The organism is Roseobacter sp. HKCCA0882 (assembly GCF_037805225.1).
Classification (GTDB): domain Bacteria; phylum Pseudomonadota; class Alphaproteobacteria; order Rhodobacterales; family Rhodobacteraceae; genus M30B80.
The window spans coordinates 793,660-807,408 of record NZ_JBBLYI010000001.1 but is presented as its reverse complement, the minus strand read 5'-3'; the positions used below and the strand labels follow the sequence as shown (position 1 = coordinate 807,408).

Genomic DNA, 13,749 nt, shown 5'->3' with positions numbered 1-13,749 from the left:
CGCAGGTCAAGCATGACGCGCATGCGCCAGAAAGCGACAAGGGGAACGACATGCCCGAGGTGATATTCCAAGGCCCAGAAGGGCGGCTTGAAGGCCGTTATCATCCACAAAAGGCAAAGGATGCCCCGATTGCCATTGTCCTGCATCCGCATCCGCAATTTGGCGGCACGATGAACAACCGTGTGGTCTATAATCTGCATTACGCCTTCTACAACATGGGCTTCACCGTTCTGCGCTTTAACTTCCGCGGTGTCGGGCGCAGTCAGGGCGAATATGACCAAGGTCAGGGCGAATTGTCTGATGCGGCATCGGCCTTGGACTATCTGCAAACGATGAACCCCAACTCGAAACATTGTTGGGTTGCGGGGTTTTCTTTTGGTGCATGGATCGGGATGCAACTTCTGATGCGGCGCCCTGAGATCACGGGCTTTATCTCGGTCGCACCGCCCGCGAATATGTATGATTTCAGCTTCCTTGCGCCCTGCCCCGCGTCAGGTTTGATCGTGAACGGCACCGCCGACCGCGTGGCCAAACCCCAAGACACCCGTATTTTGGTCGATAAGCTGCACGAGCAAAAAGGCATCACCATCACCCATGAGGAGATGGAGGGGGCGGGTCACTTCTTTGAAGATGAAGAGACACAGATGAACCCCATGATCGACATGGTTAAGGCCTATGTGAAGCGGCGCCTGACGGAAAACACGCGGTAATCCACGATGAGCAACCGTCTTGCCGAAGAAATCGCAGATGCCTTGGCCCAAGAGGCCCTGCGTGTCGCGCAAGAAACGGGGGATGAACGCCTGACCGATGAGCTGTGCCAAACCGTTGGCGCCTCGCTCAGCGATAAGGTCACAGGCGCTGATTACAGCTGTAATTACATCTTGAACTATCTCTACGGCGAGATGGAGGGCAAATCAGTGTCAGGGTTCACAGGCCCAATGACCTTTGGGGAAATCGCCTATATGCTGCTGAACCAAACCCTTGTTCGGCTTGAACTGCAAAAGGCCGCGTAACGGCCGTTTTCAAGACGGGTGGTTGTTACAGCAGCCCGTCTTCCATCACCCCATCGCGGCACATCTGCGCATAGAGCAAGCCCTCGCGCAGGCCACGATCTGCCACAGATAACCGATCCGTTGGCCATGCGCGCAACAACGCCTGCAAAATCGCAGAGCCCGACATAATCAGACTGTGCCGATCCCGCCCGATCCGCGGGTCATTGCGCCGCCCCTCTGGCCCCAAGACAAGATAGGTTTGGATCACAGTGTCAATCTGATCCGATGTCATCCGCAGACCATCGACCTTGTTGCGGTCATAGCGCTTGAGGCCCAAATGACTGGCCGCAACGGTTGTGACAGTGCCAGAAGTGCCGATGATCTGGAACCCTTCGCGCGCTTGATCTGCCGCATCGACATAGGGTGAGAATTTGGCAAGCTGTTCTTCGAAATACCATGACATCAGCGCGAACCGCGCCCCGTCATCTTCGACATCGTGATAAAGGTCTTTCAGCGTTGCCACGCCCAAAGGCACAGAAATCCAATCCACGACTTTCGCGCGGGGAAAAATGGTTTCCTGATGCCCAAACCCTTGATGCAGGCGCATGATCGCGCGGGCGCGTTCCGAGGGCGCAACCCGAGACAGGTCGATCCAAACCAATTCGGTTGATCCCCCCCCGATATCGACCACCAAAAGCTGTTCGGTTTTCGCTGACACCAATGGCGCGCAGGAGATCACCGCCAGTTGCGCCTCTTCTTCGGGCTTGATGATTTCCATCTGCAAGCCCGTTTCGCGCTTCACAAGGTTGAGGAACTCGCCCCCGTTGGTGGCACGGCGGCAGGCCTCGGTGGCTACGATACGCATATGGCGCACTTGGTGTTGGGCCAGTTTGCGCTGACAGATTTTCAACGCCCCAACCGCCCGCGCCATCGAGGCGCGCGACAAGCGACCCGAGGCCTCTAGCCCCTGCCCCAGTTGCACCGATTTCGAGAAACTATCAACGATATGCAGATGCGTGCCTTTCGGCTGTGCAATCAACATTCGGCAGGAATTCGTGCCCAAATCAAGGGCGGCGTAAAGATCAGCCGGGTCTGCTTTTTCGATCTGTGCGGGGGCGGCAGGTTTGGGTTTGCTATAGAATCTGCGCTGCCCCTGCCCCATATTCGAATCAAGGCCGCTTGGATCAGAGATATGCGCCACAGGCGCAGGGTTCACCCCGCCCTCTTTTGCGTCTTTCGGTCGGTTTGGGTTGCGCCGTTTGCGGGCCATTTCTGCCCCTCCTTCATGGGCATGGTAGCGCCCCCATGAAAAAGCGACAACTGCTTTTGCGTGGCATTCGGGGGCAGTTCGGCGCTTTGGCACATGATCATCATGAAAATTTTGGGATGTTCGGCCACTCGCAATGTGCGTATGCGCGGGCTATGTGCCTCATACAAGGTCGGTTGCGCCGATTTTAGTGTCGAAATTAGTCCCATTGCGCGGGGGTTACGCCCATATGGTGCGCCTTACGAGAAAGGAATCGCATCCAATGCCATCTGTGACCATCGTTTACTGGCGCGACATCCCTGCCCAAGTGATTGTGGGCAAAGGCCGCGCTGCAGCCAAATTGCCTCTACCCGAACGGTTCGAGCAGGCAATCGACCGCTGCGCGATGAAGGTTGGGGCAAAAGATGACGAAGCCTATCTCGCCGAGTGGCGCCGCGTGGTAGAGGCCGAGGTCGAAGGTGACCCATCCGACATCGCGCGCGTCTATGCAGATCGTTTGGATGCCGACTATGACACCGACCGCCTCAAGCGTTTGATCGCGGGCGATGGGGTTGAGGCAGCCTGATGAGGCTTGAGCGCGTGAGGGATCAGATTATGGCCTTGTTAAACTTTAAAAAACCAAGCGCGCCAGTCGCGCCCCATTCCCCTCAGGTTGAGGCCTTTCTTCAAGGCTATTCGATTGAGGTGATGCCGCGCACCGCCGAAAAGGTGGAAGATTTCCGCGCCCTTTTGCCCGAGGGCACCCGCGTCTATATCGCCCATATTCATGGCACCGAGATTGATGACATGGTCGCGACCGCAGCGCGCCTTGCCCGTGACGGGTTCGAGGTGATGCCGCATTTCCCCGCCCGCTCGATCAAAGACAAGGCCACGCTTGGCGATTGGATCGCCCGCTATCAAGGCGAGGCAGGTGTCACCTCTGGCCTCATCTTGGCGGGCGGCATCCCACAGGCCCATGGTGAATTTGAAAGCTCGATGCAGCTGTTGGAAACGGGGCTGTTTGATCAGGCAGGGTTCAAACGCTTGCATGTGGCAGGCCACCCCGAAGGCAACCGCGACATCGACCCAGATGGCAGCGATGCCAATGTGATGGAGGCGTTGCGTTGGAAACAGGCCTTTAGCGCGCGCACAGATGCAAAAATGGCTCTTGCCACGCAGTTCTGCTTTGAAGCCAAGCCCGTGATTGCGTGGGTGAATGCCTTGCAGGCCACGGGGATTGATCTGCCCGTCCATATCGGTATTGCAGGCCCCGCCAAGCTGCAAACCTTGATCAAATTCGCCATTGCCTGCGGCGTTGGCCCATCTCTGTCGGTTTTGCAAAAACGCGCCAAGGATGTCTCGAAACTTCTTTTGCCGTTTGAGCCTGACGAGATCATCGCAGAACTCGCCGCGCATAAGGCCGCAAATCCTGATTTCGGAATTGAATCCGTCCATTTCTTCCCGCTTGGCGGGATCAAGACAAATGCCCAATGGGCCATCGACCATGGCGGCGCATCCACGCGTCGAGCCGTTGAAGGAGTATAAGCCAGCATGACCCGCACCATCATTGAATCCCAAACCAAAACCACTGTGATCGGTTTTGACGAACCGTTTTGCGTGATTGGCGAACGGATCAACCCCACAGGGCGCAAAATCTTGAACGAGGAGCTAGAACGCGGTGACTTCTCACGCGTGCAAGCGGATGCTATTGCACAGGTGGCGGCGGGTGCGACCGTGTTGGACATCAACTCTGGCGCAGTGTTCTCGAACAAAATGGCCGAAGACCCCCGCTATGCTGACAATAACTTTGTTGAGCCTGCCTTGATGAAGGCCTTGGTCGAATGCGTGCAGGTAGTGACCGATTGCCCCTTGTGCATCGACAGCTCGGTTCCGGGTGCGTTGGAAAATGGTTTGGCCGCTGCTAAGGGTCGCCCACTTTTGAACTCGGTCACAGGCGAAGAAGAACGCCTTGAGATGGTTTTGCCCTTGGTCAAGAAATACAATGTGCCCGTTGTTGCGATTTCTAACGATGACACAGGCATTTCTGAAGACCCCGAAGTGCGCTTTGCCGTTGCCAAGAAGATTGTAGAACGCGCGGCTGATTATGGCATTCCCGCCCATGATATCGTGGTTGACCCATTGGTCATGCCCATTGGCGCAATGGCCACAGCGGGCCATCAGGTCTTTACCCTTGTGCGCCGCTTGCGCGAGGAATTGGGCGTGAACACCACCTGCGGCGCATCCAATATCAGCTTTGGCTTGCCCAACCGCCACGGCGTGAATAACGCGTTTTTGCCCATGGCCTATGCAGCAGGCATGACCAGTGCGATCATGAACCCAGTCGCCCTGCCCGTTGGCCCCAAAGCGATTGCCGAAAAGAAAGCCGCGATTGAAGCCGCAGGAATTATCCTGCCCGCAGATCTGGACGATGAAACCTTCGTCAAATTGTTCGGCATGGGCTCGACCAAGCCGCGCGCGGGCAAGGAGATGGAGGCGATCCGCGCCGCCAACCTGCTGCTTAACCAAGATGACGGCGGGGCTGCTTGGATCAATTTCAACAAAGATCCAGATGCCGCCGTGCAAGGGGGCCGCGCCAACCGCCGCGCAGGGGGTCGCCGCCGCGGCTAAGGCACCATTTTTTGAAAATCGCGGGCCAGAGCATATTTAACCTTATGCTCTGGCTTTTACGCCAATAAAAGCAATGAAAGACCAAAACAGGATCCTTCCCGATGGGCAGCGCAAGCACAGATGACAAAGACCCTTTGGTGATTTTTACCCCTTCTGGCAAACGCGGTCGCTTTGCCAAAGGCACGCCCGTGCTGCAGGCGGCGCGCGCGCTTGGGGTGGATTTGGATAGTGTCTGTGGCGGGCGCGGCATTTGTTCAAAATGCCAGATCACCCCCAGTTTTGGTGAATTTGCCAAACATGGCGTCACAGTGCGCGAAGATGCCCTTTCCGAATGGAACGAGGTTGAAGCCCGCTATGACCGCGTGAAAGGTCTAATTTCAGGCCGCCGTTTGGGCTGTCAGGCCAAGGTATTGGGCGATGTTGTGATTGATGTGCCTGAAACCAGTCAGGTGCATCGTCAGGTCGTGCGCAAAGAGGCCTCAACCAAGCCTATTACCATGGACCCTGCCACGCGGATTGTCATGGTCGAGGTGGCCGAGCCTGATATGCATGAACCCTCGGGCGATTTTGAACGCTTGAAAGATGCCCTCGCACACCAATGGGATGTGCATCAGGTCAGCGCCGCCCTGCCCGTTTTGGCCAAGCTGCAAACCGTTTTGCGCAAAGGCAAATGGCAAATTTCAGTTGCCCTCTTTCAACCCGATGAGGGCGGCGTGGCGCAAATTCTTGAGATTTGGCCAAATCTTCATGAGGGCGGAATTTACGGCCTTGCGATTGATCTTGGCTCGACCACAATCGCGGCGCATCTGTGCGATTTGACCACGGGCGCGGTGATGGGCTCTGCGGGGATCATGAACCCACAAATCCGTTTTGGTGAGGATCTGATGAGCCGCGTCTCTTATGCCATGATGCAAGAAGGCGGTGCCACTGAGATGACCCGCGCGGTGCGCGAGGCCATGAACACATTAGCGGGGCAAATTGCCGAGGATGCGGGCATTGACCCCAAGCTGATCTTGGAAACCGTAGCCGTCTGCAACCCTGTGATGCACCATTTGCTCTTGGGGATTGATCCTGTGGAATTGGGCCAAGCGCCCTTTGCGCTGGCAACCTCGGATGCCTTGCGTCTCAGTGCGCCTGACTTGGGGCTGTCTACATTGAACCCACAAGCGCAGATTTACCTGCTGCCCTGTATCGCGGGCCATGTGGGGGCCGATGCCGCCGCCGTGGCCCTATCTGAGGCCCCAGAACAATCTGAGGATTTGGTGCTGATCGTGGATGTCGGAACCAATGCTGAAATCCTGCTTGGGAATAAGACCAAGGTTCTCGCCTGCTCCTCGCCCACGGGGCCTGCCTTTGAGGGAGCGCAAATCTCGTCAGGGCAACGGGCCGCGCCTGGTGCGATTGAGCATATCGAAATCGACCCCGCCACCAAAGAACCGCGGTTCCGCGTCATTGGCTGTGATCTGTGGTCTGACGAGGCAGGGTTTGCCGAGGCCACCGCGCAGACAGGCATTACGGGCATTTGCGGCTCTGGCATCATCGAGGCTGTGGCGGAAATGCGCGCCGCGGGCCTATTGGACGGGTCAGGTCTGATTGGCAGTGCCGAGCAGACAGGAACCCCGCGGTCTATCCCCACAGGGCGCACCCATGAATATCTGATCTTTGACGGCACCGCCACGGGCGGGCCACGCATCACGGTCACTCAAGGCGATATTCGCGCCATTCAATTAGCGAAATCCGCGCTTTATGCAGGCGCGCGTTTGTTGATGGATCAGATGGATGTAGACGCGGTCGACCGCGTGGTTTTGGCGGGGGCCTTCGGCGCACATATCAGCCCAAAACACGCTATGATTTTGGGAATGATCCCCGATGCCCCGCTTGAGAAAGTCACAAGCGCAGGCAATGCCGCAGGCCATGGCGCGCGCATTGCGCTGTGCAACCGTGCAGCGCGCAAGCGCATTGAGGGGGGCGTGCGCGCTATCCAAAAGGTTGAAACCGCGATTGAGCCAAGGTTTCAGGAACATTTCGTGGCCGCAAACGCAATCCCGCATAAAACCGCCTCCATGCCCAATCTGGCCACTGTGGTCAGCCTGCCCGATGTGAATTTCGGCGCCTCTGGCGGTGGGGGCAATGATGACGGGCGGCGGCGCAGACGGCGGGGCTGACGGAGCGAAAGGCAGAGGTTGACGAAACCCCTGCCTTATCGTATCGACTGGCGCATCAAGGCCATGCGCGGGTATGGTGAAATGGTATCACACGAGCTTCCCAAGCTCTTGGCGCGGGTTCGATTCCCGCTACCCGCTCCAGCCTTATGTCTTGCCCTAAAACACGACCTCTGCCCCAAGACCCTGCGCGCGGGCACGGCTGAGGGCAGTTTGGGCTACGGCCAAATCCTGAAGCCCGACACCCGTGCCATCGAAAATTGTGATCTGATCGGGCGAGACACGGCCCTCGGCCGCCCCTGTGACCACCGCCCCCAAGGGGGTGATATCCTCGCGCCCAATCAAGCCTTGCGCCACGGCGTGTTGCGCCTCGCCGATGGTGACAGATTGTGCCACCTCATCGGTAAAGACCGCAGCGCGCGCAAAGAGTGCAGGATCAATCTCCTGCTTGCCGATTGTATCGGTTCCCATCGCAGAGATATGGCAGCCCGCACTAACATGATCCGCAAGCAGGCTTGCGGCATTGGATGAGGTGATGGTGATGATCACATCGGCCTCCTGCATCGCGGCCAAATCAACGGGGGTGAACTCAACCCCCGCTTCGGCACAGACCTCCGCCAAGCGGGACAGGCGGTCAGGATTGCGGTTCCATCCCAAAACGCGGGTGAATTTGCGCACCCGCAAGGCCGCGCGCAATTGAAACGCCGACTGATGCCCCGCGCCCACCATGCCCAAGACTTGGGCATCGGGACGCGCCAATTGATCAATCGACAGGGCCGATGCGGCGGCGGTGCGCAGGGCCGTCAACAGGTTCCCCCCCACCATCGCGGTGGGGCGGCCTGTTTCAGGATCAAATAACAGCACGCAGGATTGATGATTGATCAAACTGCGCGCGGCATTTCCGGGGAAATACCCGCCCGATTTCACACCCATCACCGCGCCCGCACGATCAAAGCCCGACTTGAACCCGTATTGACGCCCCTCGCCCAAGGCCTCGCGGATCACGGGGAAATTATAGGCATCCCCATCGGCCATCGCGGCGAAACACCCGCGCATCGCATCAAACGCATCTTCGGCACTGACAAGATCGGCAATCAAACGTTCTGGAATGATATACATCGTCCCGCCGCCTCAATAGGCCTTGCCACGGGCCGAGATGGGCCAAACCACCTCAACCTTGCCGCCCCGCACGCCGACATACCAATCATGGACATTGCAGGTCGGGTCACAGTGACCTGGCACAAGGCGCAGCTTTTCATTGATGGCCAAAACACCTTTAGGGTCGGCCACCACGCCATGTTCATCGCTGCATTTGACATATTCGACATCATCGCGCCCATAAATCACGGGCAGGCCACTATCGACTGATTGCGCCTTGAGCCCAGCATCGACAATCGCCTTATCGGCCTTGGCATGGCTCATCACTGAGGTCAGGATGAACAGGGCATTTTCCCATTCGCCGCGGTCAATGCGGTTGCCGCTTTCATCTAGAATGCGGCCATAATCCGCATCCATGAAAGCGTAAGAGCCACATTGAAGCTCGTTATAGACGCCTGATGTGCTTTCGAAATAATAGCTGCCTGTGCCGCCACCGCCCACGATATCGCAGGTGATCCCTTCTGCGGCCAATGTATCGACCGCGTCCTTGACCATGGCCACGGCAACCGCATTTTTCGCTTTGCGGTCTTCATAGTGATCAAGATGCTGCATTGCGCCCTGATAGGCCTGAATGCCCGCAAATTTCAGCCCCTCGGCCGCATCAATGACGCGGGCTAAGGCCATAACTTCGGGGGTGGTGGTGACACCACAGCGCCCTGCCCCGCAGTCAATCTCAACCAGACATTCGATGACCGTGCCATGACGCATGGCAGCCGCAGAAAGATCGGCGATGTTGCTCAGATCATCGACACAGCAAATCGCGCGCGCGCTCAAAAGCGGGATACGGGCCAAGCGATCAATTTTTTGCGGGTCGCGCACCTGATTGCTGACCAAGACATCCCGAATACCGCCGCGGGCAAAGACCTCGGCCTCGCTCACCTTTTGGCAACAGACACCACAGGCCCCGCCCAGGCTTTCTTGCAACTTCGCCACATCGACCGATTTATGCATCTTGCCATGCACGCGGTGACGCATGCCATGGGCGGCAGCATAGTCGCCCATTTTCTTGATGTTGCGCTCAAGCGCATCGAGATCAAGGATCAAGCACGGGGTCTGGATATCCGCCTCCGCCATGCCAGGCAGCGCGGGAATGTCATAGCCAACTTCCAGATTTTCAAAACTTGTATGGGTGTTCATGCTCTTAGCCTTTCATCCATGGCAAACGGTCTAAATCGACATTGCCGCCTGTAATAATCACCCCAGTGCGCTTGCCCGCAAAAAGATGTTTGTTCTTCAAAATCACCGCCAAGGGCACAGCACAGCTTGGCTCGATCACAATTTTCATGCGCGCCCAAGTCAGTTTCATCGCATCCACGATTTCATCTTCGCTTGCGATCAGAATATCGGTGACATGGGATTTCACAAAATGCCAAGTCAGGTCTTTCAGCGGCACTTTCAATCCATCCGCGATGGTCTGGGGCGCGTCATCCGCGATGATATGGCCTGCCCGAAAACTGCGCGCGGCATCATCCGCTTGATCTGGTTCGGCGGCATATATTTTGATTTCAGGGGCGATATTTGACAGCGTCAAACAGGTGCCAGAGATCATACCACCCCCGCCAATTGGGGCCACCACAGCGTCAAGATTGGGCACATCTTCGATCAATTCGCGCGAACAGGTGGCTTGGCCTGCAATCACGCGCGGATCATTATAGGGATGCACAAAATTGCCGCCTGTTTTGGCCTGCACCTCGGCAAAGACCGCCTCGCGCGAGGTTGTCGAAGGTTCGCATTCCGTGATGATCCCGCCATAGCCCCGCACTGCATCTTTTTTGGCCTGCGGCGCGCTATGCGGCATCACCACATGGCACGGGATGCCCCGCCGCCCTGCAGCGTAGGACAAAGACAAGGCGTGATTGCCGCTCGAATGGGTGCAAACACCTTGCGCGGCCTCGGCATCGGACAGGCCAAACACCGCATTACACGCACCGCGCACCTTGAAGGCGCCTGCCTTCTGAAAGTTCTCACATTTAAAGAACATCTCACCCCCGACCAACTCGTTCAAGAAGCGCGAGGTCAGAATGGGCGTGCGGTGGATATGCGGCGTGATCCGTGCGTAGGCATCAAGGCTGTCTTGATAACTTGGCACGGAAATTGGGCTAAGGTCGTTCATATTTTTACCCTTTCATTCAGCGGCTTGGCGAAGGGCGGTCTGATCCGCGCGGAAATAATCCTGCGCAGCGGCAACCCCCGAACCAAGCGGAATGTCCCATCCCAGATCGGCCATGCACATTTCGGCAGTGGCCAGACCAGAAAGAACCATAACATCGGTCAGCATCCCCAAATGGCCGATGCGAAACACCTTGCCTGCGACCTCGCCCAGCCCCACACCAAAGGCCACGCCGTATTTGGTGGCGGCAAGCTGCGCGAGTTCGGTGCCACATTTCCCCGCAGGCACCATCACCGCCGTCACTGTGTCAGAGGCCGAGGCAGGATCAGTTGCACAAATCTGCAAACCCCATGCCGCAACAGCGCGGCGCACCCCTTCGGCCAGTCGATGATGGCGGGCATAAACAGCCTCTAACCCCTCGCCCTCAAGAAGTGCGATAGAGTGAGACAGGCCCGCGATCAGACCAACAGAAGGGGTATAGGGGTATCCCCCCGCCGCGTAGGATTTAAGCATATCGCGGAAATCAAAGAAACAACGCGGCAAGGTGGCACTGTCCATTGCCGCCAAGGCCTTGGGGCTGACGCCCAAAATCGCAAGACCTGCAGGCAGCATGAAGCCTTTCTGGCTACCTGCCACGGCAATATCGACCCCCCATGCGTCAAACTCAAACGGCATAGACGCAATGGACGACACGCCATCGACAAACAGCATCGCATCATGACCTGCGGCATCAAGGGCCGCGCGTATCCCCGCAATATCGGAGCGCACCCCTGTCGCGGTTTCGTTATGGGTGGCAAGAACGACTTTGATCTTACCCTGAACATCCGCACGCAATGCCGCCTCAATCTGCGCAATCGGGGCCGCCTGCCCCCATGGCACATCAATGATCTGGACGTTCAGACCGTGGCGTTGGCACATATCAATCCAGCGATGGCTGAACATGCCAAACCGCGCGGCAAGGACAGTGTCACCCGCACTCAATGTATTGGTGATGGCCGCCTCCCACCCGCCTGTGCCTGTCGAGGGCAGCAAGATCACTTCGCCCTCGGTCATCTTCAACACGCGGCGCACCCCCGCCACGGCAGGCTTGAACATCGCGCTAAAAGCGGGACTGCGGTGGTCAAGCGTGGGCATATCACAGGCTTTGCGAATGCTCTCTGGGATATTGGTTGGCCCAGGAATGAAAACTGGATGTTGAAACGACATTTCGTGCGGCCCTCCCTTCAAAGGTTGGATGCAGATTAGCAGGGGGGCTTTACAGCTCGCAATTTTTTCGAAATAATTTTTTAATAGGTGAAAAAATACTTTTTCATGTTAAATTTCAGAGTGTTGCAGTTTTTCAATTCTCTCTTTGCAGATGAAAGGGCCGCAAATATGACATCAACCACGCGTCAAAGGGGCCGTCCGAAGGCCTTTCATGATAAGACCGAACAAAACACGGTGCAGGCCCTAGATCGCGCGCTGGCGGTGATGGAGGTGGTGGCACAAAAACCTGGTTTGCGGCTTTCTGAACTGGCCGAGGAAACAGGTCAGGCCACCGCAACGCTCTATCGTGCGCTGACCACATTGCAGACGCGCGGGATGGTCGAATGCGATGAGATGCAGCAGGTCTGGCATATCGGCGCAGGCGCCTTTCAAATCGGGTCTGCTTTTTTGCGCCGCACCAATGTTGTGGAACGATCCCGCGCAGGCATGACGCGGCTGATGCGCGAAACGGGCGAGACTGCAAATTTGGGTGTCGAAATGCAGGATGAGGTTTTATTCCTGACCCAAGTCGAAACCCACGAGGCGATCCGCGCCTTTTTTCCACCTGGAACCCGCGCGCCGATGCATGTCTCTGGAATTGGCAAGGCGCTATTGGCATGGCTTCCGCCCGCCCATGTGCAGTCAATCATCCTCAAACGGGGCTTGTCGGCCTTTACCCCGCATAGCCTAACAGATGAGGCAGCCTTGCGCGCCGATCTTGATCAGGCCCGCGCGCGCGGATTTGCCATTGATGACCAAGAGCGCGCCGAGGGAATGCGCTGCATTGCAGCCCCGATCTTCAATGTGCATGGCGAACCTGTGGCGGGCATCTCAATCTCTGGCCCCGCATTTCGACTGTCTCTGACCCGTTCAATGGATTTTGGCAGTATGGTGCGCGAAGCCGCCGATCAGGTCACCGCCGCTATTGGGGGGCGCTGCCCCTAAAGCGCCCTAGCGCGCGGCTTGCACCCATGCCACGATGGCGCGGCGCGCCTCCTCATCCATTGCAAAGGCATTTGGGGGCGGCATCGCATGGGAAACGCCCGCCTGTGTATAAATCTGGCTGGCATGACGGGCCACATCCGCCTCGGTTTCGAGATAGACATTTTTTGGTGCCCAACGGATACCATCCCATGCGGGTTGGCGGGCATGGCACATCGAGCAATTGCCGATCACGGCATAATAGGCCTCTTCAAACCCGTCTGCCGCAACCATCTCGGCCTCATAGGGCGTTAAGGCGCGGCTTGCGGCGGCCTCGTAGGTTTCCGCCATGCGCGGGATTGATAGCCAAGCGATGATAATCATCAGCAAGACCGTAACCGCCCATGTCCAATGCGGCCCCTTGCCCGTGGCGTGCATCGTGTTGAAATAATGGCGAATGGTCACACCCGTCAGGAAGATCAAGCTTGCAATGATCCACGAATATTCGGTCGCAAAGGCGAGCGGATAATGATTGGACAGCATCAGAAAAATAACGGGCAGCGTGAGGTAATTGTTATGGGTCGAGCGCAGCTTGGCGATCTTGCCATATTTCGCATCAGGCGTGCGCCCCGCCTTGAGATCTGCCACCACAATGCGTTGGTTTGGCATGATCTGGAAAAACACGTTCCCCGTCATAATGGTCGCGGTAAAGGCCCCCAAATGCAGCAGCGCCGCCCGCCCCGTAAAGACCTGATGATACCCCCAAGACATCACCAAAAGGATTACAAACAGGATCAACATCAAGGTCGTGGGGTTCTCACCCAAAGGCGATTTGCACAATTGGTCATATAGAACCCACCCCAAGGCCAGCGAGCCGCCCGAGATCAAAATCCCCTGCCACAGCGCCAGATTGGCCTTTGTCGGGTCAAGCAAGAACAACTCGCCCCCGACCCAATAGACAATCATCAACAAAGCTGCACCTGAGACCCAAGTCATATAGCTTTGCCATTTGTGCCAGATCAGATGCTCGGGCATGTTTTCAGGGGCGACCAGATATTTCTGAATGTGATAAAAGCCACCGCCATGCACCTGCCATTCTTCGCCATAGGCCCCTTTGGGCATATTCGGCACAGGCCGCAGCCCCAAATCCAAGGCAATGAAAAACAAGGATGCGCCAATCCACGCCATCGCCGTGATGACATGCAGCCACCTGACGGAAAACGCGATCCAATCCCAAATGATGGCCAGATCATACATACCGGCATCTCCCTGTTGTTACTTGTGTTT

13 protein-coding genes and 1 tRNA gene are annotated in these 13,749 nt (G+C 57.1%); 8 read left to right on the top strand and 6 right to left on the bottom strand.

Features of this window, described 5'->3' with window-relative positions; translation table 11 throughout:
- Nucleotides 1-50 precede the first annotated feature (50 nt).
- The gene (locus AAC622_RS04205) at nt 51-710 is read left to right on the top strand and encodes an alpha/beta hydrolase (RefSeq protein WP_317654925.1); all 660 of its coding nucleotides are present in this window, start codon (nt 51-53) and stop codon (nt 708-710) included.
- A gap of 6 nt (nt 711-716) precedes the next feature.
- Nucleotides 717-1,013, top strand: a complete 297-nt coding sequence (locus AAC622_RS04200; protein WP_340260471.1) for a DUF6976 family protein — start codon at nt 717-719, stop codon at nt 1,011-1,013.
- Between the two features lie 25 nt (nt 1,014-1,038).
- On the opposite strand, the gene AAC622_RS04195 is transcribed toward AAC622_RS04200, so the two are convergent.
- A complete protein-coding gene (locus tag AAC622_RS04195; protein ID WP_340261431.1) occupies nt 1,039-2,154 on the bottom strand; it encodes a Ppx/GppA phosphatase family protein in 1,116 nt (371 codons plus the stop codon).
- 367 nt (nt 2,155-2,521) lie between these two features.
- Between AAC622_RS04195 and AAC622_RS04190 the strand changes: the two genes are divergently transcribed.
- The 5 genes from AAC622_RS04190 to AAC622_RS04170 all read left to right on the top strand — a co-directional run bounded on the left by AAC622_RS04190 (nt 2,522) and on the right by AAC622_RS04170 (nt 7,172).
- Nucleotides 2,522-2,824, top strand: coding sequence for a virulence factor (locus tag AAC622_RS04190; protein WP_317654931.1), 303 nt, complete (start codon nt 2,522-2,524; stop codon nt 2,822-2,824).
- Nucleotides 2,825-2,853: 29 nt separating this feature from the next.
- The gene (locus AAC622_RS04185; RefSeq protein ID WP_340260469.1) at nt 2,854-3,783 is read left to right on the top strand and encodes a methylenetetrahydrofolate reductase; all 930 of its coding nucleotides are present in this window, start codon (nt 2,854-2,856) and stop codon (nt 3,781-3,783) included.
- Between the two features lie 6 nt (nt 3,784-3,789).
- Nucleotides 3,790-4,866: a methyltetrahydrofolate cobalamin methyltransferase gene (locus AAC622_RS04180; RefSeq protein ID WP_340260468.1), complete on the top strand. Its 1,077-nt coding sequence runs from the start codon at nt 3,790-3,792 to the stop codon at nt 4,864-4,866.
- Nucleotides 4,867-4,967: 101 nt separating this feature from the next.
- Nucleotides 4,968-7,031, top strand: a complete 2,064-nt coding sequence (locus tag AAC622_RS04175) for an ASKHA domain-containing protein (RefSeq protein WP_340260467.1) — start codon at nt 4,968-4,970, stop codon at nt 7,029-7,031.
- 67 nt (nt 7,032-7,098) lie between these two features.
- A tRNA-Gly gene (locus AAC622_RS04170) sits at nt 7,099-7,172 on the top strand.
- A gap of 15 nt (nt 7,173-7,187) precedes the next feature.
- On the opposite strand, the gene bhcD is transcribed toward AAC622_RS04170, so the two are convergent.
- Genes bhcD through bhcA form a run of 4 tightly spaced genes read right to left on the bottom strand, consistent with a single transcriptional unit; the run spans nt 7,188 to nt 11,502 of the window.
- Nucleotides 7,188-8,147, bottom strand: coding sequence for an iminosuccinate reductase BhcD (gene bhcD, locus AAC622_RS04165; protein ID WP_340260466.1), 960 nt, complete (start codon nt 8,145-8,147; stop codon nt 7,188-7,190).
- 12 nt (nt 8,148-8,159) lie between these two features.
- Nucleotides 8,160-9,323, bottom strand: a complete 1,164-nt coding sequence (gene bhcC / locus AAC622_RS04160) for a 3-hydroxy-D-aspartate aldolase BhcC (protein WP_340260465.1) — start codon at nt 9,321-9,323, stop codon at nt 8,160-8,162.
- Nucleotides 9,324-9,327: 4 nt separating this feature from the next.
- On the bottom strand, nt 9,328-10,299 hold the full coding sequence (gene bhcB, locus AAC622_RS04155) for a beta-hydroxyaspartate dehydratase BhcB (protein WP_340260464.1): 972 nt from the start codon (nt 10,297-10,299) through the stop codon (nt 9,328-9,330).
- A gap of 12 nt (nt 10,300-10,311) precedes the next feature.
- The gene (bhcA, locus tag AAC622_RS04150; protein WP_340260463.1) at nt 10,312-11,502 is read right to left on the bottom strand and encodes an L-aspartate--glyoxylate aminotransferase BhcA; all 1,191 of its coding nucleotides are present in this window, start codon (nt 11,500-11,502) and stop codon (nt 10,312-10,314) included.
- A gap of 168 nt (nt 11,503-11,670) precedes the next feature.
- On the opposite strand from bhcA, the gene bhcR reads away from it, so the two are divergent.
- Nucleotides 11,671-12,486 carry an HTH-type transcriptional regulator BhcR gene (gene bhcR, locus AAC622_RS04145; RefSeq protein WP_340260462.1) on the top strand — a complete coding sequence of 272 codons (816 nt, stop codon included), beginning with the start codon at nt 11,671-11,673 and terminating at the stop codon, nt 12,484-12,486.
- A 6-nt stretch (nt 12,487-12,492) separates the two neighbouring features.
- On the opposite strand, the gene AAC622_RS04140 is transcribed toward bhcR, so the two are convergent.
- Nucleotides 12,493-13,719 carry a urate hydroxylase PuuD gene (locus AAC622_RS04140; protein ID WP_340260461.1) on the bottom strand — a complete coding sequence of 409 codons (1,227 nt, stop codon included), beginning with the start codon at nt 13,717-13,719 and terminating at the stop codon, nt 12,493-12,495.
- Between the last annotated feature and the right edge of the window lie 30 nt (nt 13,720-13,749).

Bases quoted from the DNA above. Each gene is read 5' to 3' on its own strand.
- AAC622_RS04205 (WP_317654925.1), top strand. From the start codon at position 51: ATGCCCGAGGTGATATTCCAAGGCCCAGAAGGGCGGCTTGAAGGCCGT.
- AAC622_RS04200 (WP_340260471.1), top strand. From the start codon at position 717: ATGAGCAACCGTCTTGCCGAAGAAATCGCAGATGCCTTGGCCCAAGAG.
- AAC622_RS04195 (WP_340261431.1), bottom strand. From the start codon at position 2,154: ATGGGGCAGGGGCAGCGCAGATTCTATAGCAAACCCAAACCTGCCGCC.
- AAC622_RS04190 (WP_317654931.1), top strand. From the start codon at position 2,522: ATGCCATCTGTGACCATCGTTTACTGGCGCGACATCCCTGCCCAAGTG.
- AAC622_RS04185 (WP_340260469.1), top strand. From the start codon at position 2,854: ATGGCCTTGTTAAACTTTAAAAAACCAAGCGCGCCAGTCGCGCCCCAT.
- AAC622_RS04180 (WP_340260468.1), top strand. From the start codon at position 3,790: ATGACCCGCACCATCATTGAATCCCAAACCAAAACCACTGTGATCGGT.
- AAC622_RS04175 (WP_340260467.1), top strand. From the start codon at position 4,968: ATGGGCAGCGCAAGCACAGATGACAAAGACCCTTTGGTGATTTTTACC.
- bhcD (WP_340260466.1), bottom strand. From the start codon at position 8,147: ATGTATATCATTCCAGAACGTTTGATTGCCGATCTTGTCAGTGCCGAA.
- bhcC (WP_340260465.1), bottom strand. From the start codon at position 9,323: ATGAACACCCATACAAGTTTTGAAAATCTGGAAGTTGGCTATGACATT.
- bhcB (WP_340260464.1), bottom strand. From the start codon at position 10,299: ATGAACGACCTTAGCCCAATTTCCGTGCCAAGTTATCAAGACAGCCTT.
- bhcA (WP_340260463.1), bottom strand. From the start codon at position 11,502: ATGTCGTTTCAACATCCAGTTTTCATTCCTGGGCCAACCAATATCCCA.
- bhcR (WP_340260462.1), top strand. From the start codon at position 11,671: ATGACATCAACCACGCGTCAAAGGGGCCGTCCGAAGGCCTTTCATGAT.
- AAC622_RS04140 (WP_340260461.1), bottom strand. From the start codon at position 13,719: ATGTATGATCTGGCCATCATTTGGGATTGGATCGCGTTTTCCGTCAGG.